The sequence below is a fragment of the Bradyrhizobium sp. 137 genome, from assembly GCF_023074095.1.
Lineage (GTDB): Bacteria > Pseudomonadota > Alphaproteobacteria > Rhizobiales > Xanthobacteraceae > Bradyrhizobium.
In genome coordinates this window covers 467,786-489,186 of the sequence record NZ_JADPKU010000053.1, presented here as the reverse complement: position 1 = coordinate 489,186, position 21,401 = coordinate 467,786, and the positions used below count along the sequence as shown (strand labels likewise).

21 protein-coding genes are annotated in these 21,401 nt (G+C 64.1%); 5 read left to right on the top strand and 16 right to left on the bottom strand.

The window, feature by feature from the left end; all coding sequences use genetic code 11:
- Positions 1–80: 80 nt before the first annotated feature.
- On the bottom strand, positions 81–785 hold the full coding sequence (locus tag IVA78_RS16215) for an NUDIX hydrolase (protein WP_247466456.1): 705 nt from the start codon (positions 783–785) through the stop codon (positions 81–83).
- A 29-nt stretch (positions 786–814) separates the two neighbouring features.
- Entirely contained in the window at positions 815–1,840 is a 1,026-nt protein-coding gene (locus tag IVA78_RS16210; protein ID WP_247466452.1) for an ABC transporter substrate-binding protein, read from the bottom strand.
- A gap of 139 nt (positions 1,841–1,979) precedes the next feature.
- On the opposite strand from IVA78_RS16210, the gene IVA78_RS16205 reads away from it, so the two are divergent.
- Positions 1,980–2,429 carry a cupin domain-containing protein gene (locus tag IVA78_RS16205; RefSeq protein ID WP_247466450.1) on the top strand — a complete coding sequence of 150 codons (450 nt, stop codon included), beginning with the start codon at positions 1,980–1,982 and terminating at the stop codon, positions 2,427–2,429.
- A gap of 44 nt (positions 2,430–2,473) precedes the next feature.
- On the opposite strand, the gene IVA78_RS16200 is transcribed toward IVA78_RS16205, so the two are convergent.
- Both IVA78_RS16200 and IVA78_RS16195 read right to left on the bottom strand, forming a co-directional pair.
- A complete protein-coding gene (locus IVA78_RS16200; RefSeq protein ID WP_247278549.1) occupies positions 2,474–3,262 on the bottom strand; it encodes an ABC transporter permease in 789 nt (262 codons plus the stop codon).
- Positions 3,262–4,080, bottom strand: a complete 819-nt coding sequence (locus IVA78_RS16195) for an ABC transporter ATP-binding protein (protein WP_247278548.1) — start codon at positions 4,078–4,080, stop codon at positions 3,262–3,264. The genes IVA78_RS16200 and IVA78_RS16195 overlap by 1 nt, the downstream gene beginning before the upstream one ends.
- A gap of 139 nt (positions 4,081–4,219) precedes the next feature.
- Between IVA78_RS16195 and IVA78_RS16190 the strand changes: the two genes are divergently transcribed.
- Together IVA78_RS16190 and IVA78_RS16185 are read left to right on the top strand one after the other, a co-directional pair.
- Positions 4,220–5,002: an ABC transporter ATP-binding protein gene (locus IVA78_RS16190; RefSeq protein ID WP_247466448.1), complete on the top strand. Its 783-nt coding sequence runs from the start codon at positions 4,220–4,222 to the stop codon at positions 5,000–5,002.
- Positions 4,999–6,558 carry a glycine betaine ABC transporter substrate-binding protein gene (locus IVA78_RS16185; protein ID WP_247466445.1) on the top strand — a complete coding sequence of 520 codons (1,560 nt, stop codon included), beginning with the start codon at positions 4,999–5,001 and terminating at the stop codon, positions 6,556–6,558. Before IVA78_RS16190 ends, IVA78_RS16185 begins: the two co-directional genes overlap by 4 nt.
- Before the next feature lie 115 nt (positions 6,559–6,673).
- On the opposite strand, the gene IVA78_RS16180 is transcribed toward IVA78_RS16185, so the two are convergent.
- Together IVA78_RS16180 and IVA78_RS16175 are read right to left on the bottom strand one after the other, a co-directional pair.
- A complete protein-coding gene (locus IVA78_RS16180) occupies positions 6,674–8,386 on the bottom strand; it encodes a sulfatase-like hydrolase/transferase (RefSeq protein ID WP_247466442.1) in 1,713 nt (570 codons plus the stop codon).
- A gap of 211 nt (positions 8,387–8,597) precedes the next feature.
- Complete coding sequence (locus IVA78_RS16175; RefSeq protein ID WP_247466439.1) at positions 8,598–9,248, bottom strand: TetR/AcrR family transcriptional regulator; 651 nt, start codon at positions 9,246–9,248, stop codon at positions 8,598–8,600.
- 105 nt (positions 9,249–9,353) lie between these two features.
- Here IVA78_RS16175 and IVA78_RS16170 point away from each other — a divergent pair, with 105 nt between their 5' ends.
- Positions 9,354–9,974 carry a hypothetical protein gene (locus IVA78_RS16170; RefSeq protein WP_247466436.1) on the top strand — a complete coding sequence of 207 codons (621 nt, stop codon included), beginning with the start codon at positions 9,354–9,356 and terminating at the stop codon, positions 9,972–9,974.
- 12 nt (positions 9,975–9,986) lie between these two features.
- Here IVA78_RS16170 and IVA78_RS16165 read toward each other — a convergent pair whose 3' ends face one another.
- From IVA78_RS16165 to miaA, 8 genes are all read right to left on the bottom strand, one after another.
- Positions 9,987–10,835 carry an SDR family oxidoreductase gene (locus tag IVA78_RS16165; RefSeq protein WP_247466433.1) on the bottom strand — a complete coding sequence of 283 codons (849 nt, stop codon included), beginning with the start codon at positions 10,833–10,835 and terminating at the stop codon, positions 9,987–9,989.
- Positions 10,836–11,374: 539 nt separating this feature from the next.
- Positions 11,375–12,394, bottom strand: coding sequence for a ketol-acid reductoisomerase (gene ilvC / locus IVA78_RS16160; protein WP_035700280.1), 1,020 nt, complete (start codon positions 12,392–12,394; stop codon positions 11,375–11,377).
- Positions 12,395–12,528: 134 nt separating this feature from the next.
- Positions 12,529–13,131, bottom strand: a complete 603-nt coding sequence (locus IVA78_RS16155; RefSeq protein ID WP_247466430.1) for a LysE family translocator — start codon at positions 13,129–13,131, stop codon at positions 12,529–12,531.
- Positions 13,132–13,138: 7 nt separating this feature from the next.
- On the bottom strand, positions 13,139–14,029 hold the full coding sequence (locus IVA78_RS16150; protein WP_247466427.1) for an EamA family transporter: 891 nt from the start codon (positions 14,027–14,029) through the stop codon (positions 13,139–13,141).
- Positions 14,030–14,078: 49 nt separating this feature from the next.
- Entirely contained in the window at positions 14,079–14,774 is a 696-nt protein-coding gene (locus IVA78_RS16145) for a class I SAM-dependent methyltransferase (protein WP_247466424.1), read from the bottom strand.
- A 3-nt stretch (positions 14,775–14,777) separates the two neighbouring features.
- Complete coding sequence (ilvN, locus tag IVA78_RS16140) at positions 14,778–15,320, bottom strand: acetolactate synthase small subunit (RefSeq protein WP_247278538.1); 543 nt, start codon at positions 15,318–15,320, stop codon at positions 14,778–14,780.
- Between the two features lie 144 nt (positions 15,321–15,464).
- Complete coding sequence (locus IVA78_RS16135; RefSeq protein ID WP_247466420.1) at positions 15,465–17,240, bottom strand: acetolactate synthase 3 large subunit; 1,776 nt, start codon at positions 17,238–17,240, stop codon at positions 15,465–15,467.
- A gap of 328 nt (positions 17,241–17,568) precedes the next feature.
- Positions 17,569–18,525, bottom strand: coding sequence for a tRNA (adenosine(37)-N6)-dimethylallyltransferase MiaA (miaA, locus tag IVA78_RS16130; protein ID WP_247466416.1), 957 nt, complete (start codon positions 18,523–18,525; stop codon positions 17,569–17,571).
- A gap of 11 nt (positions 18,526–18,536) precedes the next feature.
- Here miaA and serB point away from each other — a divergent pair, with 11 nt between their 5' ends.
- Entirely contained in the window at positions 18,537–19,442 is a 906-nt protein-coding gene (gene serB / locus IVA78_RS16125; protein WP_247449936.1) for a phosphoserine phosphatase SerB, read from the top strand.
- 76 nt (positions 19,443–19,518) lie between these two features.
- Here the strand turns inward: serB and IVA78_RS16120 are convergent, their stop codons facing one another.
- Positions 19,519–21,024 (bottom strand): Do family serine endopeptidase, encoded by a 1,506-nt coding sequence (locus IVA78_RS16120; protein WP_247466413.1) that lies wholly within the window; start codon positions 21,022–21,024, stop codon positions 19,519–19,521.
- 142 nt (positions 21,025–21,166) lie between these two features.
- Entirely contained in the window at positions 21,167–21,373 is a 207-nt protein-coding gene (locus tag IVA78_RS16115) for a DUF2065 domain-containing protein (RefSeq protein WP_247466410.1), read from the bottom strand.
- Between the last annotated feature and the right edge of the window lie 28 nt (positions 21,374–21,401).

Below are 21,401 nucleotides of genomic sequence, written 5' to 3'. Positions count from 1 at the left end.
CGATTGTGCATCGCATTCTTGTTGCTCTTGCTTTTTCGCCCATCACATGGGCTGAGCGAAGCGATGTCAAGCCTCGCGCGTCAGCGAGAGGCGAGCCGCTGCGCTATAAAGGCCGTGACAAATCGCGGCATGGACGGCGTGAGATCGCTCATCTCGCGCACGAGATGAATGGCCGACAGCTCGGGCTCGGCCTCGCGCGCGAGATTGGCTTCGATCCGGGCGCGGGCCACCTCGCCCGGCATGTCCAGGTTGAGGACTTGAATCATCGCAATCACACGGCCGGAGACCACGCAGTGCCAGTCCGCCTCCGCCGCGTAGTCGTCGGCGGTCAGCCCCGTCTCCTCCGCGACCTCGCGGACGACGCTGCCGGGAATGTCGAGAGCCCCGTCCTTGATGTCGTCGAGGTCGGGCGTGCCCGAAGGGAAATAGATGCGGCCCGAATTGGCGGTGTGCTGCGCCATCTCACCCAGTACGAAGGCGCCGTCGGAGGTGCGCAGCGCGCCCATGCCAAAACCGTTGAACACGGCCGGATCAGGAAAGCCCCAGTCGCGCCAGGCGAGGAAGCTGGCGAAATCGGTCTCGAAATAGGTCGCGGCGAAATGGCCGTCCGTGAAAACGGCGTCGCGCCCGAGCAGCACGCGACCGTTCCAGATCTTCGGCCGCTCGCGCTGCTTCTCGGCAAAATGCGCCGCGATCTCGGCGCGACGCTCCTCGGCGAACGGCCACACGACCGGCCGCACCGCAAGATCAAGCGCCGTGACGCGATGAATGACCGGTGACGTCATGACGCCTGACCACTACGCCTTCGCGTCACTTATTTGGCATTCCCCGTCGTCTTCTTGGCCTGATCGACGAATTTGTTGGTGAAGGTCTTGCTGACGTCGATCTTGGCGTTCGCCACCTCGGGCGAACCGACGCTGAACACCGCAAGCACGGCCTCCGCGCCCTTCGGGTCCATCTTGCCGGTTTCGGAAAACATCGGGATCGTGTTCTTCAGCGCAGCAAGATAAAGATCCTTGTTCTTGCCGACCGTCTCCTCCGGCATCTTCGCCATGATCTCCTCGGGCGAATGCGAATGGATCCAGGCTAGCGTTGCCAGGATCGCATTGGTAAGCGCCTGTGTCTCCTTCTCATGACCGTTGACCCAGGCTGCCGTCGAGTACAACGCGCCGCCCGGATATTCGCCGCCGAACGTCTCGAGCGTGTCCTTCTGGGTGCGGGTGTCCGAAAGAATGCGTAAATCCTTGTGGTTGCCCTGAAGCACGGTGACGGAAGGATCGAGCATCACGGCCGCGTCGATCTGGCCCTGCTCCATTGCTGCGACCGCGGTGGCGCCAAGACCGACGCCGATCACGGCGGTGCCGGCGGGATCGAGGCCGTTCTTTTTGAGCATGTATTTCAGGAAGAAGTCGGTGGAGGAGCCAGGGGCGCTCACGCCGACCTTCTTGCCGGCGAGATCCTTGACCGATTTGATGTCGTTGGTCCGAGAGGGCGCGACCACCAGCACGAGGCCGGGATAGCGGTCATAGACCACGAAGGCCTGAAGCTCCTGCTTCTTGGCGGCGAGATTGACGCAATGGTCGAAGTAACCGGAGACGACGTCGGCGCTGCCGCCGAGCACGGCTTTGAGTGCGTCCGACCCGCCCTTGAGATCGACCAGTTCGACACTGACGCCGGCCTTCTCGTATTCGCCGAGCTGCTTGGCCAGCACGGTGGGCAGGTAGCACAGGCAAGAGCCGCCGCCGACCGCGATGGTCACCTTGCTTTGCGCCGCGGCAAGACCGATGGTGAGCGTCAGCGCGAGCAGCGCGCCGGCGAGCCTGGCAATCGTCTTCTTCATTGGTTTCCTCCGTTCGGCCGGCGGCACCATAGAGCAGCGGGGCCGGCTTGAGAAGCACCGCCTAAGTGGGCTGGCCATCGGCCTTTCGGGCGCAATAGCATGTCCAAACAAGAACAATTCTTGATGGGGAGGATCATCCATGAATCGCCTTGCTGCCGGCCTGTCGATCGCCGCCGCCTTTGCCGCCGGATGCGGCGCCACCCACCTGCTCCGGCCGGCGCTCGCCGCCGAAAACATCACCGCGCAGATCATCCATACCGGCGAGATGGAGGGCGATGCGCTCGGGCCCGCAAACGCTGCCGGCTACCGCTCCAAGATGTTCGCGAGCGCGGACGGTGCCACCGTCTCGATCCAGGTCGGCAACGTGCCCAAGCACATGCATCCCAACACCAACGAGATCCAGTACATCCTGGACGGCACCGGGACGATCTGGCTCGGCGACAAGGAGGTGACGGTGAAGCCCGGCGATCTCGTGATCATCCCGAAGGGCACGCCGCATGGCGGCACCAAGCCGATCAGCGGCCAAGTCAAGGCGATCGCGATCAAGACGCCGCCGCAGGCACCCGACGACACCAAGCTGCTGGATTGAACGTTCGCGATCGGGGCTCGCGCCGACGTTCGGCCCCTCGCGCCCTAGCCGCGACCGTCCGACGCCGTCGGCCGCCAAACCAGTAGCCGCCGCTCCACCAGCGTGACGCCAAAGTCGATCAGGATCACGAAGGCCGACAGCACGAACATGCCGGCGAACACGCCGGCGACGTCAAAGATGCCTTCGGCCTGCTGAATGAGATAGCCGAGCCCGGCCGCCGATCCGAGATATTCGCCGACGACCGCGCCGACCACGGCGAAGCCGACCGACGTATGCAGCGAGGAGAACATCCAGGACAGCGCCGACGGCCAATAGACGTGCTGCATCAATTGGCGCTCGCTCATGCCGAGCATGCGGCCATTGTCCAGTACGGTGCGGCTGACTTCCTTCACGCCCTGATAGACGTTGAAGAAGACGATGAAGAAGACCAGCGTCACACCGAGCGCGACCTTGGACCAGATGCCGAGGCCGAGCCACAGCGCGAAGATCGGCGCCAGCACGACGCGCGGCAGCGCGTTGACCATCTTGACGTAAGGGTCGAACACGGCTGCGACCAGTGGCTGGCGCGCAAACCAGAAGCCGACCAGCACGCCCCCGGTCGAGCCGATCACGAAAGCCAGGATCGATTCCGCAAGCGTGATTCCGAGATGTTTCCAGATCACGCCGGACGCGAACCACTTCACGATCTGGCTGAATACGTCGAACGGATTGGAGAAGAAGAACGGCGGCAGCAGGATCTTGCCGAAGACGGGGACGGTCGATAGCACTTGCCACAGCACAATGCAGACGACCGCGACCAGGACTTGCAGCGCAAGCAGCATCGGGCGCGACATCAGACCGCCTCCGCCGCCTGCGTGGATTGCATATAACCCTTCATCACCTCGTCCTTGAGCACGCCCCAGATCTCGCGATGCAGTGAATGAAACTCCTTATCGAGCCGTACCTCAAAAATGTCGCGCGGGCGCGGCAAGCGCACGCGCCAGTCACCGATGATGCGCGAGGACGGCCCCGCCGACATGATCACGACGCGATCGGCGAGTGCGATCGCCTCTTCGAGATCGTGGGTGACGAACAGCACAGCCTTGCGGTCGGCGTTCCAGAGATCGAGCAGCAGATTGCCCATGACCTGGCGCGTCTGCGCATCGAGCGGCCCGAACGGCTCGTCCATCAGCAGGATTTTTGGATCGCGGATCAGCACCTGCGCCAGCGCCACGCGCTTGCGCTGGCCGCCCGAGAGCATGTGTGGATAGCGGCCTGCGAACGCACCGAGGCCGACGGAGGTCAGCCATTGCTGCGCCCGCGGCAACGCTTCGGAGCGCGGCGTGCCCTTGATCTCGAGCCCGATCGCGACATTGTCGAGCGCGGTCTTCCACGGGAACAGTGCATCGGATTGGAACAGGTAGCCGGCATCCCGGTTCAGCCCCGCGAGCGGCTGGTCGAATATCCTGACGCTGCCGGCTGCCGGCTTGAGCAGCCCGGCGGCGACGTTGAGCAGCGTGGATTTCCCGCAGCCGGTCGGGCCGACAATGGCGACGAACTCGCCCTGCGCCACCGTGAGATGGGCTTTCTCCACCGCCGTATAGACCCGTCCGTCCCGGAGGTGGAACGCGACCTTGGCATCTTCCAGCGCCACTGCCGTGGGCGTCGTCATGTGCTTCCTCCAAACCTGGACCGATGCCTTAGCCGCTCGCGCGACCAAGTTCAATCAAGGCGCCAAGCGTGCTACGCATGCAGCTCTTTATCCCCTTCACCCTCCCCTGCAGGGGAAGGTAAGAACGAGCTTACCCGCGATGCCCTCCAAGCTGGCGATCAGCTATGCACGTGTCACCAAGAGCTTCGGGCTGCTCAAAGCCGTCGACGACGTGTCGCTCGATATCGCCGAGGGCGAGTTTCTGGCCATCGTGGGTGGCTCGGGCTCCGGCAAGACCACCCTGCTGCGGCTCGCCAACCGGTTGATCGAGGCGGACAGCGGCACGATCACGGTGGAGAACGAGGACGTGCAGAATGTCGATCCGGTCGCGCTGCGGCGGCGGATCGGCTACGTGTTCCAGGCCGGTGGGCTGTTTCCGCATTTGAGCGTTGCCGACAATATCGGTGTCACGCCAAAGCTGCTGGGCGTCTCGGCTGCCGATATTGCCGCGCGCGTCGACGAGCTGCTGGAGCTCGTGCAGCTCGACCGCGCCGCGCATCGCGACCGGCTGCCGGAGGCGCTCTCCGGCGGCCAGCGCCAGCGCGTCGGCGTGGCGCGGGCGCTCGCGGCAAAACCTCGGATCGTGCTGATGGACGAGCCGTTCGGCGCGCTCGATCCCCTCACCCGCGATGCGCTCGGCGAGGATTTTCGCGACCTGCACCGCAAGCTCGGCCTGACCTCTGTCATGATTACGCATGACATGACGGAGGCCATTCTGCTCGCCGACCGCATTGCGGTGATGCGCGCTGGAAAGCTGCTCGCACAGGGCACGCCGGCAGAGCTGTCGAAAAGCGGCGACGCCTACGTGCTGGAATTGTTGCGCACGCCGCGGCGCCAGGTCGAGCGATTGAATGCGCGGCTGCCAACGAGCGGTGCGGCATGAGCCTCTTCACCGATCCGCGCTGGGGCGAGGCGCTGTCGCATTTGCCCGACTATCTCGGCAACCATGTGCGGGTGAGTCTCGCCGCGCTTGCGCTGGGCCTGATTGCGAGCCTGCCGTTGGCACTCCTCACACGCAACCACCCGGCGCCCCGGGGCATCCTGCTTGCGCTTGCCAGCATCGTGCAGACAGTCCCTGGACTTGCGCTTCTTGCGCTGTTCTATCCGCTCCTGCTGCTGCTGGCCTCCGTTACGCTCGCCTGGTTCGGCTTTTCCTTTTCCGCTTTCGGCTTCCTGCCGGCCGTGCTGGCGCTCGCGCTCTATTCGATGCTGCCGGTGCTGCGCAACGGCATCACCGGCCTCAACGGCATCGATCCCGCGTTGATCGAAGCCGCCAAAGGTGTCGGCATGACCGCGCGACAATCGCTGGTGATGGTCGAGCTGCCGCTGGCGCTGCCGGTGATGATGGCGGGGATCCGCACCGCCGCGGTGTGGGTGATCGGCACCGCGACGCTATCGACACCGATCGGCCAGACCAGCCTCGGTAACTACATCTTCGCAGGGCTTCAGACCCAGAACTGGGTGTTCGTGCTGTTCGGCTGCCTGGCCTCGGCCCTGCTCGCGCTTGCCGTCGACCAACTGCTCGGCCTGCTCGAGACCGGCCTGCGCCAGCGCAGCCGCATGCGCACCGGGCTCGGCGCGATCGGGATCGCGGCACTGGTCGCCGCAACGCTGGTGCCGACGATGGGGCGTTCGTCCCAGAGCTACGTCGTCGGCGCCAAGACTTTCACCGAGCAATATGTGTTGTCGGCCCTGCTCAGGGACCGCCTCCAGGCGGCTGACCTGTCGGCGACGGCGCGATCCGGCCTCGGCTCCAGCGTGATCTTCGAGGCACTGAAGGCCGGCGACATTGATCTCTATGTCGATTATTCCGGTACACTCTGGGCCAATCAGTTGCATCGCACCGACATTAAGCCGCGCGCGGAATTGCTCGCAGAGCTGAAGACAGCCCTCGCGAAAGAGAACATCACCTTGCTCGGCGAGCTCGGCTTCGAGAATGCGTATGCGCTGGTGATGCCGCGCAAGCGCGCCGAGGCGCTTGGCATCCGCAGCATCGCCGATCTCGCCGCGCACGCATCGACCATGTCGATCGCCGGCGACTACGAGTTCTTCTCGCGCCCCGAATGGGCCGCGCTGCAAAAGGCCTATGGGCTTTCGTTCCGCACCCAACGCCAGATGCAGCCGGACTTCATGTACGCGGCGGTCGCGAGCGGCGAGGTCGACGTGATCGCCGGCTACACCAGCGACGGCCTGATCGCGAAATACGATCTCGTCGCGCTCGATGATCCCAGGCACGCCATCCCGCCTTACGATGCGATCCTGCTGCTCGCGCCCATGCGAGCCGGTGACGAGCGGTTGCAGGCTGCGCTGAGGCCGCTGCTCGGCAGGATCGACATCGCGACCATGCGCGAAGCCAATCTGCGCGCGAGCGGCAACGATGCGAATTCATCGCCCGACGCAGTGGCGAAGTGGCTGTGGGAGAAGGTGAGCAATAGGTAGGCTGGCGCGACTGGTTCAGCGTCGTCATGGCTTTCGCCCATGGGCCTTCGCCAGGACGACGTTGGAGGGGCATGTGTGCTCCACCGGCGCTCTCCTCGCAAAGAGCTGAGAGACACTACAGCCCCCGGATCATCCCCGCGTTGATCAGCAGCCGGTTCAGCCGCCGCGCCTCGGCGCCATCCCTGCAGCCATAGAAGATGCCCTTGCAGCGGAGCATGATCTCCTTCTGCTCGGCGAAGGACGGATCGAGCGGGATGCCGGCGGCTTCCTGGATCACTAGCGGCAGATAGGGACCGTCGATCGTGTCCATCACGGCATCGCTCTTCACCGGCTCGAAATTGACGGCGTCGATCGCATAATAGGTTGCGTAGAGACGCGGATCGTAAGCGTCGAGCTTCTTGCCGAGGGCGCCCTCGTCGAGGCCGGGCTCAAGCAGGTTCGGCGCGAATTCCGGCTGGTGATCGCCGTAGCGCACGATCAGGAAAGGCTCGCCGGGAAAGTTCTTCTTCAGACCGGCGACGAAAGCTTTGTACTGCTCGGCGCTCATCACCTGGCGGCGCAGATATTCGTCGATGGACGGCAAGTTGCCCGGCGCGCGCCAGTTCGGCAGCAGATCAGGACGGAAGCGCGTCTCCCAGGGGAAATGATTGGCGCCGAGATAGATGAAGGTGAACAGCGGCTTGTTCGGCGGTTGTTGCCCCATCAGCTGAAGCGCCTTGTCGTAGAAGAAGGAGTCCGGCTCGACGTCCTTGGCGCCCAGATCCTCCGAATCGAGGAAACGTTCGATGCCGGTCGTCATCTGGAAGCTGCGCGCGCCCATGAAGCCGCCATGGGCGGGGTAAAGCGACAGGGTGTCGTAGCCGCAACGGCGCAGTGCCAATGGCAGGCCGCGTTCGACGCGGTTCGAGGCGATGCGCGTCACGAAATAGGCGAAGCGGCCGAACGAACGCGACGAGAGCCCCGCAAGCACGTTGTATTCGGTGAACCAGCTCGGCCCGCCATTGCTCTCGGCCAGGAACGTGCGCTGCTTGCCGTCCCAAGACGTGAAATGGTCGCCGTAACGCAGCGGCACTTTGATGCCCTGCGCGGCGCGGATGTCGAAGCTCGATTCATCATGGATCATGATGATGTTAGGGCGGCGGCCCGCAGGATGGCAGGCGTCCACCAGCGGCACGTTGAGCCGCTCGTTGGTTGAGGCTGCGGATTCCATGAAACCGTACTGCACGAAGTCGGCGACCGCGGTGACGCCGGAGCGGAAGAATTTCGAGAGATAGCCGTCGTCGTAATAGCCGCGCCAGGCCTGGTCAGGATGATAAAGCGAATAGCCGACCAGTGCGGCAACGCACGCGAGCTTGCAGGCGAGCGCCGGCAGCCGGCGGATCCGGAACGGATCAAGCCACCACAGCGCATACATCAGCGGCAACGTGACGAGGCCGGCCAGGATCACCGACCAGCGCAGATTCGGGAAGATCGTGAACAGGAACGCGACGCTGTCGCGGTCGATCATCATCAGATCGATGAAGTTGACCGTCATCTGCACGACTTCGTGCTTGAGCCGGGACAGCAGCACCAGCACGACGACCATGGTCAGGGACAGCGCGCCCGACAGCGCCGGGCGCCGCAGCAGCGTGATCCAGAAGAAGTTGAGGATGCCCCAGGCCAGGGCGAAGGAGAGGCGCGAGCCGAAATCGGTCTCGGTCTCGTACATCAGCGCCAGCGCTGCGAAATGTGGCGCCGTGACCGCGAGCAGCCGCCAGATGCCGAGCGCGGCGACGCTCGCAAGCACGGCGGTGGTGGCAGAAGGACCTGGATTGGGCGCGGACGCCATCGACGACACGCAACTTTGGTCCGGCGCGGTGATGCCAAGCCGCTTGGCCGGCATCGAGACAGCTGGCGGCGCCCGGCGCAGCCGGAAGCCTGCGCCGTGTCATAAAACTGTAACGGAACGGTCAACGTCAGGCAACGCGTCCGGCGATCCGACATCGCTTATTGTTGGCGAAAGACGGGTTGGGCCGCAGCCGGCAGGCAGCTGCTCAACGTCAGGGTTGGGCGATCCCCGCGATGAACAGGTCGATCACCCCCTCCGCCATCCGCTCGATCTCGCCGTCCTCGATGCCCCAGCGCGGAAAGTGGCCATCGAGATTCATGCGGGCAAAACCGTAGACCAACGCGCGACTGGCGATCTGGATGCGCTTCAGATCCGCCGACCTCAGCAGGCCCTGCTCGGCCGCATCAGTCAGCATCCGTTCCGACAGCGCGATCAGCTCGGCATTGTCGCGGGTCAGCTCCGCCGAACTGCCATGGGCGAAGTAGCGCCCGGTGGAGATGATCTCGAAATGGGCCGGATTGCGCATGGCCCAGCGCAGGTAAGCGAGGCCAAAGGCGCGAAAACGCTCCAGTGGACCCTTGGGCGCTTCCTCGCCCAGCGCCGCTTCGATCTCGGCGCGGAAGCGCCGCTGCGCCTCCTCGGCCACCGCCGCCATCAAGGCATCGCGGTTCGGAAAGTGCCGGAATGGCGCGCCCGGCGACACCGCGGCCCGGCGCGCCGCCTCGCGGACGGAGACCTCCGCACCTTCGGCCGCCAATTGCAGCGCAGCGTCAATCAGCACGCGGCGAAGGTCGCCGTGGTGATACGGCCGGGCTTCGGGTGTTCGGCGGGCACGCGGCTTGGACGTCTGACGGACGGGCATGGCGTCTTCTAGCATCACCCGAACGTGAATGTAAGCAGCGATTACACTATTGACGATTTTGTTGCTCTATATGTAAGCATTGATTACATCCTTGAGGAGATCGTCATGTCACAACGTCAAATCTGGCTCGAAGGCTGGCGGCTGCTTGCCGTCCTAACGCTCAGTCTGATCGCCCTGAGCCTGTGGATCGCCTCGATGCGGCTGTTCGAGGTTGAGGGCGTTCGTATGGTGATCCGCTTCACGGCGCGAAGTTCGCTGCTGCTGTTCTGCCTCGCCTTCAGTGCCGCGGCGCTGGCGCGGCTCTCGCCCAATGCCTGGACGCGCTGGCAGCACCGTAACCGCCGCTATCTCGGCTTGAGCTTCGCGGCCTCCCACGCAATCCACGCGGCGGCGATCGTCGCGTTCGCCAGGATGGATCCGGCCGGCTTTGCCCAGGCGACCTCCGCCGCCTCCTACATCTTCGGCGGCATCGGCTATGGCTTCATCATCGCGATGAGTGCGACCTCGTTCGACCGCACCGCCGCGCTGCTCGGATTGCGCACCTGGCGCATACTGCACGTTGCGGGCGGCTACTATCTCTGGTTCCAGTTCATGGTGTCGTTCGGCAAGCGCGTGCCGGCAATGCCGCTCTACGCCGCATTCCTCGTTCCGCTGCTGATCGTGCTGACGTTGCGCATGATAGCGATGGCCCGCCACCCGCGCAGGCAAACCGTCGCCGCGGGCTGAAAACGCCCAAACTCACTGCGGCAGCAATCCGAGCCGCTTGGCGATGATGCGGTCGAGCGTCCGTTTCGGTAGCACGGCCGCAATCAGGTGGCGGAGCGGGTCCGGCGTGATCTGGTAGCGCACCTTCGGGCTTGGCGCCGTCAGCGCCTCGAACACGATCTCGGCGATCTGCTCGGCGGGCAGGCCCTTGGCGCCGATGTCCATCATGAACGCCATCACCTTGTTCAGCGCCGGCAGATAGGGCGAGTTCTGGTAGACGGAAAGGTCGATCTCTTCGGCCTTGCTCCAGATCGGCGTCTTCACCGCGCCGGGGGCGACGATGATGACGTCGATGCCAAACAGCATCAGCTCGCGGCGCAGGCTCTCCGACAGGCCCTCGATGGCGTGCTTGGAGGTGCTGTAAGGCGCCGACAGCGGATTGCCGCTCTTGCCAGCGACCGAGCTGATCATCACGATCCGGCCCTTCGGCCCCTTCAGCAAGGGGTCTGCGCCGAGCAGCGGCCCGAACGCCTGCGTCGCGATGACAGGGCCAATGACGTTGACGTCCATCTGGCGGCGGAAATCATCGGCCGACAATTCGAGCACGGGACCGGCAACCGCGATGGCGGCATTGTTGACGAGACCGGCCAGCGTCTCGCCGCCCAACGCTCCGCGAACTTTTCGCCCGGCGGCGAGGACTGCTGCCTCGTCGGTGACGTCGAACAGCAGCGGGGTAAAGTTCGCACCGAACTCGCCTTGCAGCCGGTCGGCGTCGGCCTGCTTGCGGACACTGCCGAACACGCGATAGCCGCGCCCGATCAGGAATTTCGCAACGGCCCAGCCGATGCCCGTAGACGCCCCGGTAACGACGACAGATCGCATGGTCTTTCCACCTCGGGTTGCCGTGATCATGCAGGAGGAAGGTGCCTGTGTGCAAATGGCGCCCAGCGCGCAAGTCCGCGCAGCAGGTGTCGGTTGTTAAGATGAAGCGGCGCGCGAACGTTGCGACATGAGGTCGAAGGCACCTTGAAAAGGCGGATGAAGAGCCGAATCTTTCACTCTGACGACGCAGCCCTTTTCACGATCAGGGAGTTCTAGAAATTTTTGAAAAGGGACGCGAGATCAAGAATGTGGTTTAAGCGTCAGTTCTTGGCGTTCAAGCAGCGCATCAACTCGCGAAGAATTTGAATGAAGCAACTATGCTTCGCGCGAGAAGGAAGAGAAAGATCGCGTTTGCGATCTCGCTCGAACATAGTCGCGAAGGCTTAAAGATTTGTTTGGCGAGCGAAGCTTTCGCTCGCGTGTCCCGGACAAGGCGCAGCGCATAAGCAATGCGTCGCGGAGCCGGGATCCAGAGGCCGCTTGGCCCCGGATCAGCAGGGCATCACCAAGGTGCTGCGCTGCGTCGGGGGCACAACGGCTTAGTTCTTGCTCTTGTCGACCAGCGCACCCTTCTTGATCCAGGGCATCATGTCGCGCAGTTTCGCGCCGACCTCTTCGATCGGGTGTGCGGCGAGCTTGGCGCGGGTCGCCTTGAAGGAGGTCTGGTTGACCTTGTTCTCGAGCATCCAGTCGCGCGCGAACTTGCCGCCCTGGATGTCGGCGAGAACCTTCCGCATCTCCTTCTTGGTCTCGTCGGTAATGATGCGCGGACCGGTGACATACTCCCCGTACTCGGCGGTGTTGGAGATCGAGTAGTTCATGTTGGCGATGCCGCCTTCATAGATCAGGTCGACGATCAGCTTCACTTCGTGCAGGCACTCGAAATAGGCCATCTCCGGGGCGTAGCCGGCTTCGACCAGGGTCTCGTAGCCGCCCTTGATCAACTCGACCAGGCCGCCGCAGAGCACCACCTGCTCGCCGAACAGGTCGGTCTCGCACTCTTCCTTGAAGGTGGTCTCGATGATGCCGGCGCGGCCGCCGCCGATCGCGGAGGCATAGGACAGGCCGAGATCATGGGCGTTGCCCGAGACGTCCTTGGCGATCGCAATCAGGCAGGGCACGCCGCCGCCGCGCTGGTACTCCGAGCGCACGGTGTGGCCGGGGCCCTTCGGCGCGATCATCAGCACGTCGAGGTCGGCGCGCGGATCGAGCAAATTGAAGTGGACGTTGAGGCCGTGCGCGAACACGAGGGCGGCGCCCTTCTTCATGTTGTCGTGCAGGTGCTCGCGATAGATGTCGCCCTGAAGCTCGTCCGGGGTCAGCATCATGACGAGGTCGGCCCATTTGGCGGCTTCGGCGACTTCCATCACCTTGAAGCCGGCGTTCTCCGCCTTCTTGGCCGAGGCCGACCCTTTGCGCAGCGCAATCGCCACCTCCTTGACGCCGGAGTCCTTCAGGTTCAGCGCATGGGCGTGGCCCTGGCTGCCATAGCCGACGATGGCGACCTTCTTGCCCTTGATCAGGTTCAGGTCGGCGTCGCGATCGTAATAAACACGCATAGTTCGTTTCCTCGTTCGGGGCCGGAAATCGGCCGATGGTCAGATCTTTCGAAGGTGAATTGACGGATTTCGGGGGCTGTCTAGAGCATTTTAGGGCCGCTGGGAAACCCGTTTCTGCATGGAAATCTGCGGCATCATGCATCCATGAAGACGGGGTAGAGGGAAGCGAGCAGCAGGACCGCCATCAGCACATTGAAGGCACGGACCAGCCGCTCTGAGGTCAGGACCGGCCGCAATGCGGAGCCGAACAGAGCCCAGACCACGGTCGAGACCGTGCCTACGAGCAGGCTGATCAGGGTCTGGATTGCGATGTTGAGCGGGAATTGGGCGATCGCCGCGTAGGCGGTAATGGTGCCGATCACGATCACCCAGCCTTTAGCGTTGATCCATTGGAACATCGCCGCGCCCCAGAAGGTCATCGGGCCGCGGGCGCTCCCCTCGCCCGGCTTGGTCGGGCCGGACATGGCGATCGCGGCGGCGAGATAGATCAGGTAGGCGGCACCGGCATATTTCAAGATGGTCTGAAGGACCGGATAGGCCAGGAACACGGAGCCGAGCCCGAGGCCGACCGCGGCGACCATGAAGGCGAAGCCGATGACGATGCCGATGATGTGGGGGATGGTGCGCCGGAAGCCGTAGGTCAGGCCCGAGGACAGCAGCATGATGTTGTTCGGCCCAGGCGTGAAGTACATCACGACCATGAAGGTGAGGAAGGCATAGAACAGCGACTGGGACATGTTCGCCTCAAGCGACTTTCGGCAGCGGCTCTTTGGGCGATGCCTTGGGCCGCTGCGCCAGCACCATCACCGCGATACCGCCGATCACGGTCAGCATGCCGGCGAGGCGCAGGGGTCCGAACCGCTCGCCGAACACGATGCTGGAGGCGGCCGATCCCACGAACGGCACCAGCAGCGCGAACGGCACCACCTGCGCCGCCGGATAATCACGCAGCAATCGTCCCCACAGCCAGTAGGCGATGCTGGTGGAGACGGCGCCGATCACCAGCAGGCAGATCAGGCCTGTGAGAGACATGTGGATCAGCGACTGCCAGGTCGGCGTTGGCCCGTTGACGACCAGCGCAAGCGCGAACAACGGCACCGCGGCAGTAAGGCACAGCCAGGCGAACAGGTCGAACATCGGCGCACCACGCGCGCCCCGCAGCAGGAGATTGCCGACGGCAAAGCAGACCGGCGCGATCATCAGCACCGCGAAAGCGCCGACGCTGAAATCATAGCCGACGGTCCCGCAGATCATCAAAAGGCCGGCTGCTGCGATGACGATGCCGAGCGTCTGCATCGGCGTCGGGCGTTCGCCGAATGCGACAGCGGCGAAGCCGATCGTGAACAGCGCCTGGCTCTGCACGACGACGCTGGCCAGGCCGACCGGCACGCCGTGGGCGATGCCATAGGCCTGGCTTAGGAACTGGCCGAGGAACAGCGTGACGCTGATCGCGATCAGGAGCGGCCAGACGACCTTCGGCCTGGGAATGAAAAGACACGGTACTGCAGCAATGGTGAAGCGCATTGCCGTCATCAGCTCCGGCGAGAACTCGTCGAGCGCGATCCGGCTCGCCACGAAGGCAAGCCCCCAGATGATCGCCACCAGGACGGCGATGAGGATGTCGGCCGGCTTCATTGTTGTTCCCGGTCCTGCCCCGTCGTGCAGTTCCTGTTATTGTTCTGATCTAGCCTTGCTCGCCGGCTTTCGGTTTCCGCAGCAGATAGGTGCCGTGCATCGGGGCGTGATAGTCGGCCGAGACCAGCCTGAAGCCGACGTCGGTCAGCATCCGTTCCATCACCCAGCCGAAGGTGGAATATTCGTCGCGCATGTGCGCGACGACACCTTCACGCGAAAAGTCGTGGTTCTTGATCTGGAAGTCGGCCCATTGCTCGACGTCGCGCTCAATGGCGTCCGGCATTGAAGTGTAGACGATGTCGCGCAGGTAGAAGCTCGCGCCCGGCTTCAGCGCGCGATAGATCCGCGACATCGCCACCGCCTTCCAGAAGTCCGGCAGATGGTGCAGCGTGAACTCGCTGACGATCAAATCGTAGGATTCCGGACGGTAGGAGAAGCTCAGCAGGCCGGCCGATTGGGTGCGGACCGGCGCCTTGCGGTCACGTGCATAGATTTCGGCGAGCGCCAGCATCGCGGGCGAGATGTCGATAGCATCGACCTCGGCGCCCATTAGCGCCGCTTCGGTGGCCAGCACGCCGTTACCGCAGCCGATATCGGCGATGCGCCAGCCGCGCTGGACCCCGAGCATTTTCAGCGCGGCGCGCGCCCGCAGGTCGGCATCGTCATGGCTGTCATAGATCGACGCCACTGCGGGCTCGATCCCCATCCGGTTCCGCTCATTATAGTACCAGTCGCGCGCCAGCATGGTTCACATCCCTTCAGGCCCGCGACCAATCGCGGCAACGCCGGTGCGCGACACCTCGACGAGGCCGAGCGGGCGCATCAGGTCGATATACTGATTGATCTTGTCCGTATTGCCTGTGATCTCGAACACGAAGCTCTCGGTGGTGGCGTCGATCACGCGGGCGCGGAACGCATCCGCAAGCCTCAGCGCCTCGACCCGGTGCTCGCCCTGCCCGCGCACCTTCACCATCGCGAGCTCCCGCTCGATCGAGCGCTTGGTCTGCGTCATGTCGACGACGCGATAGACCGGAATCATGCGATCGAGCTGGTGCTTGATCTGCTCGATCACCATTGGCGTGCCCGTGGTGACGATGGTGATGCGCGAGAGGTGCTTCTGGCTCTCGGTCTCCGAGACCGTGAGGCTCTCGATGTTGTAGCCGCGGCCCGAGAACAGACCGATGACGCGCGCAAGCACGCCGGGCTCGTTCTGCACGAGCACGGCGAGCGTGTGCGTCTCGTTGGGATCGTGACGGTCCTCGATGAAGTAGGCGGATGCCGGCTGGTTCATTGTCGTCCCCTCAAATCCTTTTCGTCATATCCGCGAAGGCGGGCCGCCAGTAATTGCCACGGCCTGAGATCCCTACACAGGGAGCGGCGTACTGGATCGCCCGGTCGAGCCGGGCGATGGCAGCGGAGCTTGTGACCATTGCGCTCACACCAGCGCCTTGCCGCCGGCGAATGCCTTTGCGGTGGCCGCGTCGTTGGCCTGCTCCGGCAACAGCATTTCGTTGTGCGCCTTGCCGGAGGGGATCATCGGGAAGCAGTTTTCGAGCGCAGCGACGCGGCAGTCGAACAGCACCGGGCGCTTGACCGCGATCATCTCCTTGATGGCGCCCTCGAGATCGCCAGGCTTGTGCACCTGGAGGCCAATGCCGCCATAGGCTTCGGCGAGCTTGACGAAATCCGGCAGCGCCTCCGAGTAGGAATGCGACAGGCGGTTGCCATGCAGCAGCTGCTGCCACTGCCGCACCATGCCCATGTACTGGTTGTTCAGGATGAAGATCTTGATCGGCAGCTCGTACTGCACGGCCGTCGACATCTCCTGCATCGTCATCTGCACCGAGGCATCGCCCGCGATGTCGATGACGAGGCTGTCCGGGTGGGCAACCTGCACGCCGATCGCGGCCGGCAGGCCGTAGCCCATGGTGCCGAGGCCGCCCGACGTCATCCAGCGATGCGGCTCCTCGAAGCCGTAGAACTGGGCCGCCCACATCTGGTGCTGGCCGACCTCGGTCGTGATGTAGGTATCCTTGCCGCGCGTCGCTTCGAACAGGCTCTGGATCGCATGCTGCGGCAGGATGACGTCGTTGCTCTTCTTGTAATACAGCGAATTACGGGCACGCCACTGCGCGATCTGCTGCCACCACGACTTGATGTCGGGCTTCTTCGCCTCTGCCTTGAACACCTGGAGGATGTCGCCGAGGATGTTGCCGCAATCGCCGATGATCGGCACGTCAACCCGGATGTTCTTGTTGATCGAGGATGGGTCGATGTCGATATGGATCTTCTTCGAGCCCGGCGAGAACGCATCGACGCGACCGGTGATGCGGTCGTCGAAGCGCGCGCCGACGCACAGCATGACGTCGCAATCATGCATCGTCATGTTAGCTTCATAAGTGCCGTGCATGCCGAGCATGCCGAGCCAGTTCTTGCCCGAAGCCGGATAGGCGCCGAGGCCCATCAGCGTGGAGGTGATCGGGAAACCAGTGACCTCGACCAGCTCGCGCAAGAGCTTGGTCGCCTCGGGACCGGAATTGATGACGCCACCGCCGCTGTAGATCACCGGACGCTTGGCGTTGGCGAGCAGCGCCACCGCCTTGCGGATCTGCGTGGCATCGCCCTTCACGCGCGGCGCATAGGAGCGGTGCACGTCGGACTTGCGCGGCGGATGATAGGTACCGGTCGCGAACTGCACGTCTTTGGGAACGTCGACCAGCACCGGACCCGGACGGCCGGAGGTCGCGACGTAGAAAGCCTCGTGCAGCACCTTGGCGAGATCGTTGACGTCGCGCACCAGCCAGTTGTGCTTGGTGCAGGGGCGCGTGATGCCGACGGTGTCGCATTCCTGGAAGGCGTCGTTGCCAATCAGATGCGTCGGCACCTGGCCGGAGATGCACACCAGCGGGATCGAATCCATCAGCGCGTCGGTCAGCGGCGTCACCATGTTCGTGGCGCCGGGACCGGAGGTCACCAGCGCGACGCCCGGCTTGCCGGTCGAGCGCGCATAGCCCTCGGCGGCATGGCCGGCGCCCTGCTCGTGGCGGACCAGGATGTGCTGGACCTCGCTCTGCTGGAAGATCTCGTCATAGATGGGAAGCACCGCGCCGCCGGGATAGCCAAAAATGTCGGTCACGCCATGATCGATGAGCGCGCGGACGATCATCGCGGCGCCGGTCATCTGGTTCGGATCGTGGCTCTTCTCGCTCATTGGCTTGCTCCGGATGCGCTGTTGTCAGCGGCTTCGTTCGTGTCGGGTTCGGGAAATAAAAAAGGCCCCGAAGAGGGCCCACGCACACCGCCTGTCTTGTGGATGGCAGCTAGCCACCCCCGGCGGTGTGCCTGGGTACGACGGCGATAAGGAGTTTGGTAATAATGTTACGCATGGCAGGCGCTCGGCTTCCCAAAGGTTGCGCGAAACATAGCGGCCAAAGCCCGGATGTCAAGGCAATGTGACCGTTCCCGCGCGATTTTGGCAGTGTAGCGGTGTTCCCCGGGTTCGGCGAGCGGTAAATTCGGGAACCGGGTACAAAAGCTCGTCAGTTCGCATCCCATGTCGCGTCCACGATCGCGGCGAGCCATCCCCTCGCCTCCTCCGGCTTCACCCATTCGAATTCAGGCAATTGATGCCGGAACCAGGTGAACTGGCGTTTGGCGTAGTGGCGGGTGTCGGCGCGGCCGATTGTGGCAGCTTCTTCCAGGCTGAGCTCGCCGCGCAGATGCCGGATCAGCGCCGGCACGCCGTGGGCCTTCATGGCCGGCAACAGCGGATCGAGGTGTCTGGCGGCAAGCCGCTCGACCTCCCTGAGCGCGCCGGCGCTCAACATGGCATCGAAGCGCGCATCGATGCGGGCATAGAGTTCGTCGCGCGCTGGGGCGAGAAACACCGCGCGAAAATTGTCCTTCGGCAGCAACGGCGGCTGGCCCTCGCCGTGCCAATCGAGCAGCGAACGGCCGGTCGCTTCGACCACTTCCAGCGCGCGCGCGATCCGGGTGCGGTCGCGCAGATTCAATCGTTCGGCCGCACGCGGATCGCGGTGCGCGAGTTCCGCGTGTAGCGCTTCGACGCCGTTCTGCTGCAGCCGCGCGCGCACATCCTCGCGCACCTCGGCAGGAATTGGCGGCACTACGGAGAGGCCCGCCGTCAGTGCCTTGAAATAGAGCCCGGTGCCGCCGACGAAGATCGGCAGGCGGCGTTCGGCCATCGCCGCTTCGAGCGCCTTCGCCGCGTCGCTCACCCAGGCACCGGCCGAGAAATTCACGGCCGCATCGACATGGCCATAGAGACGATGCGGCACGAGCGCCTCATCAGCCCCTGTCGGCCGTGCCGTGATGATGCGCAGATCGCGGTAAACCTGCATGGAATCGGCGTTGATGATGATGCCGCCGGTGGCGAGCGCAAGCTCGAGCGCCAGCGCCGACTTGCCGCTGGCGGTCGGGCCTGCGATAAGCACGGCCTTGCCAACACGCCTTCCGCTGACTTGCCCCTCGCTCACGAAAACCTCAAATGTCCCTCGTCGCCACGCTGATCTGCAATCCCGACAATCCTGCGCTCGACTCGACCATCGTCGACGGCGCCCGCGCGGTGCTGCCACAAGCAGCTCCCGCGCACTGGTTGTTCGAAGGGGTTGCGGTCGACATTCCCTTCGGCGCCGAAAGTAACCTCGAAGGCGACCGCCACGCCATCGAACAGCGGCTCCGCGAGCTTCGCGGCGACCTGCCCATCGACATCGTCGTGCAGCCAGTCGGCTTCCGGCGCAAGAAGCTTTTTCTCGCCGACATGGATTCCACCATGATCGGCCAGGAATGCATCGACGAACTCGCCGACTTGGTCGGGGTGAAGGCGCATGTGGCCGCCATCACCGAACGCGCGATGCGCGGCGAGATCGAGTTCGAGCCGGCGCTGCGCGAGCGCGTTGCGCTGCTCAAGGATCTGCCCGCCAGCGCGGTCGACGAAGTACTGGCCAAACGCATCACGCTGACCCCCGGCGGCCGTGAGCTGGTCGCGACCATGCGCGCGCACGGCGCCTACACCTGCCTCGTCTCGGGCGGCTTCACGCTGTTCACGAACGCGGTCGCCGCCAAGATCGGCTTCCAGGAAAACCGCGCCAACGAACTCGTCGTGCGCGACGGCAAGTTCACCGGCGAGGTGAAGGAACCGATCCTGGGCCGCGCCGCGAAACTCGCGACACTGTTGGATCTGATGGAATCGTTTGATCTCGACGACCTCGACTCGGTCGTGGTCGGTGACGGCGCCAATGACCTTGGGATGATCCAGGCGGCGGGGCTCGGTGTGGCGTATCACGCCAAGCCGGCGGTCGCCGCGGCCGCGGCAGCGCGGATTGATCACGGCGATCTCACCGCGCTGCTGTATGCGCAAGGGTATCGGCGCGAGGAGTTCGTGGAGGGGTAACGTTCTCTGCGTCATTCCGGGTGATGCGAAGCATCGAACCCGGAATGACAATGAATGGTAGGACGACCAGCCCTTCCTATTGCACGCTCAACGCCACGAAGCGCAGCTCGCCGTCGGCATTGGAGACGAGCAGCAGCACCGACTTCTTGCCGTCCTTCTTGAGCTGATCGACCCGCTTCTGGATGTCGGCGCCGCTCGACACCGCCTCCTGCGCCACCTCGACGATGACATCACCGGCGGAGAGCCGTTTCTCGGCGGCGTCGGAATTGGCATCGACATTGGTGACGACCACGCCCTTGACGGTGTCCTTGATCTTGTAGCGCGTGCGTAGATCCTTGCTCAGCGTTGCCAGATCGAGACCCAGCGCCTTCTGCGTCACCGGCTTCTCGGGTGCGGGCTCGTCGGTTTTCACCGCGGCCTGCACCTTCTCGGGATCCTGGAGCCGGCCGAGCGTGACCTTCTTGGCCTGCTCCTGGCCTTTGCGGATGATGATCACGTCGACCTCCTTGCCAACCGCCGTGTCGGCGACGACGCGGGACAGGTCCTTCGGATCCTTGACGTCCTTGCCATCGAATTTGACGACGACGTCACCAGGCTCGATGCCGGCGGGCTTCGCCGGACCCTTGTCGTCCACGCCGGCGACCAGCGCGCCGCGCGCCGGCTTGATGTTGAGGCTCTCGGCAATCTCGTCGGTGACGCTCTGGATGCGCACCCCTAACCAGCCGCGGCGCAGCTCGCCGAACTGCCGGAGCTGGTCGACGACGCCAACGACCGTCTTCGACGGCACGGCGAAGCCGATACCGATGGAGCCGCCGGAGGGCGAGATGATCAGCGTGTTGACGCCGATCACGTCGCCGTCGAGGTTGAACAGCGGCCCGCCGGAATTGCCGCGGTTGATGGAGGCGTCGGTCTGGATATAGCTGTCATATGGCCCTGAGGAGATGTCGCGGTTCTTGGCCGAGACGATACCGGCCGTGACCGTGCCACCGAGACTGAAGGGGTTGCCGATCGCAACCACCCAGTCGCCGAGCCGGAGCTTGTCGGAGTCGCCGAACTTCACCGCGACCAGCGGCTTCGGAGGCTTGATCTTGAGCACGGCGAGGTCGGTCTTCTTGTCGACGCCGACCAGCTCGGCCTTGATCTTGGTGCCGTCGTTGAGGATGACATGGATCTCGTCGGCATCGGCAATGACATGGTTGTTGGTAACGACCACGCCTGCTGTGTCGATGATGAAGCCGGAGCCGAGCGAATTGGTCTTGCGCGGCGGGTTGTTGTCGCCGCCCTTGCTGCCACCGCCGGGACCCCTGCGGTTCTTGAAGAAGTCGTCGAAGAACTCCTCGAACGGCGAACCTGGCGGCAGTTGCGGCATGGTATTGCTGCCGCCGCCCTTGGCCTCGACGGTCTGCGACGTAGAGATGTTGACGACCGCGTCGATCACCTTCTCGGCGACGTCGGCGATGCCGTCCGGTCCACGCGCATGAGCCGGCGTGCCGAACGCGGCAAAAGCACCGATGGCGAGCGCGGCCAGCCCAGTTCGCACCCAATGGCGCAAGCGGGACGGGGCAATGGTGGCAGCGGTCATTGTGATCTCCAGAGAATAGCGTTCGGCGCCAGCCTGCGCTCGAACGGGGGGACGGCGCAAGCGCAGAGCTTAACGGGTCTCAACACCCCGACAATACGGCGAAAACCAGTCGATTGCCTTCACTTTGGCGTTGGCATGATGCCTAAACCGGGCGCCGCATCACCCAGATCAGGATCAGGCCGGCCACGGCCGAACCGATCCCGATAGCCCGCAGGATGTTGTCCGGCGTGGCGATAGCACTCTTCATGGCCTTGCGCATCCAGTTGGGACTGGCCGCGAACATCAAGCCTTCCAGCACGAACAGGATGCCTAGGCCGATGAGGAAGTCGGCAAACGCAATGGACCTCATCGGAATGGAACCTCCCGTTATGCTGTTC